Below are 1326 nucleotides of genomic sequence, written 5' to 3'. Positions count from 1 at the left end.
CAGCAGCCGACCGTGTCGAGCACCATCGGATAGTCGAGCGTCGTCGCCAGGATATGGCCCTGGTCGGACTTGTCGCGCACCGCCGAGATGAACGGCTCATAGGTGACGGCGGCATCATTCTGCCCGGCGAGGAAGGCCTGCGCCGCCGCGTCCGGCTCCAGATTGACGACGGTGACGTCCTTGGTCGACATGCCGGCCTTGTTCAGCACCCAGGCGAGCATGAAATAGGGCGACGTGCCCGGTGCCGAGGACGCGACATTCTTGCCCTTGAGATCGGCGACGGTCTTGATGTCGTTGCGGGCGACGATGCCGTCGGCGCCATAGGATTTGTCAAGCTGGAATATCTGCTTGGTGGTGACGCCACTGGTGTTCCACACCAGCCAGGTCTCGACCGTGGTGGCCGCGCATTGCAGGTCGCCGCTGGCGATGGCGAGCGGCCGGCTCGCCTGCGGCACCTTCTTCAAGGTCACGTCGAGGCCGTGCTTCTCGAAGATGCCCGCCTGCTTGGCAAGCGTCAGCGGCGCGAAGCCGGTCCAGCCGCTGATGCCGATGGTGACTGAAGTGGCGGCCATCGCCGGTGCGGACAAGCCGGCGGCAAGTGTCAATGTTGCAGCAAGAACGGCGATCCTGGTCATGTCAGTTCCCCTTTTGTTTTCGCTGAGGAAACTGTCTCACAGACGCCAGTCAGCTTGTCAATGAACAGCTTGGTGAGGCACCCGGCCGGCCCGGCCGGTGAAGGCAGCTCGATCGGCGGCCCGTCCCGAAAACGGGTGCGTGCTGTCAGAAACCCAACATGGCCTTCAGTAGTCGTTGCAATAGCACTCCGCCGAAGAGATGCGGTCGTTCCAGTCGCTGCCACCAAAATCGCGGATCCTGCGCCTGATCTCGATGGAACGGCCGCCCATCCGGGAGTCCTCATAGGCAACGAGCGTGCAGCCGCGGCGCACGATCACCGACGACACACGGTCGTTCCAGAACTGGCCGCCACGAAAGTTTACGGAATCGTCAGGCCCCATACCGATGGACCGCCCGCGAAAATTCGCGTGCTCGAACATCATGCAGGCGGGCTCGTCATTGTATTGGGCGCTGGCGACGTCGGCAAAAAGCACGGACGCGACAGCAGTCAAGATGGCTAGACGTTTCATCTGATGTTTCCTCGGTTTTGACCGCGGCCCCCTCCGGTTGGATAGCGCGGTCCGGCCCTTTTGCCAATGCTTCGGCCGCCTAATGCATGTCGCCCAAAAGTGGCCCCGGTTTTGGGAGAACGACATGCATAAAAACAAAGAGCTAAAGCGCGTCGCCTGAATCCGTTCAAACGTGACGCGC

General features: G+C 62.0%; 2 protein-coding genes. Both read right to left on the bottom strand.

Annotated features, from left to right (window positions below):
- Positions 1–635 (bottom strand): ABC transporter substrate-binding protein (locus EN993_RS35925; RefSeq protein ID WP_127266251.1); only part of this gene is annotated, 635 nt, incomplete at its 3' end.
- Between the two features lie 165 nt (positions 636–800).
- Positions 801–1145: a peptidase inhibitor family I36 protein gene (locus EN993_RS35920; RefSeq protein ID WP_056596364.1), complete on the bottom strand. Its 345-nt coding sequence runs from the start codon at positions 1143–1145 to the stop codon at positions 801–803.
- Positions 1146–1326: the final 181 nt, after the last annotated feature.

It is taken from the genome of Mesorhizobium sp. M7D.F.Ca.US.004.01.2.1 (genome assembly GCF_003997785.1).
Classification (GTDB): domain Bacteria; phylum Pseudomonadota; class Alphaproteobacteria; order Rhizobiales; family Rhizobiaceae; genus Mesorhizobium; species Mesorhizobium loti.
Note: the sequence above shows the minus strand (reverse complement) of the source record. Positions and strands in the feature narration are given on the sequence as shown.

What these genes read in the sequence shown, in the direction of transcription:
- EN993_RS35920 (WP_056596364.1), bottom strand. Translation starts at nt 1,145, where the DNA reads ATGAAACGTCTAGCCATCTTGACTGCTGTCGCGTCCGTGCTTTTTGCC.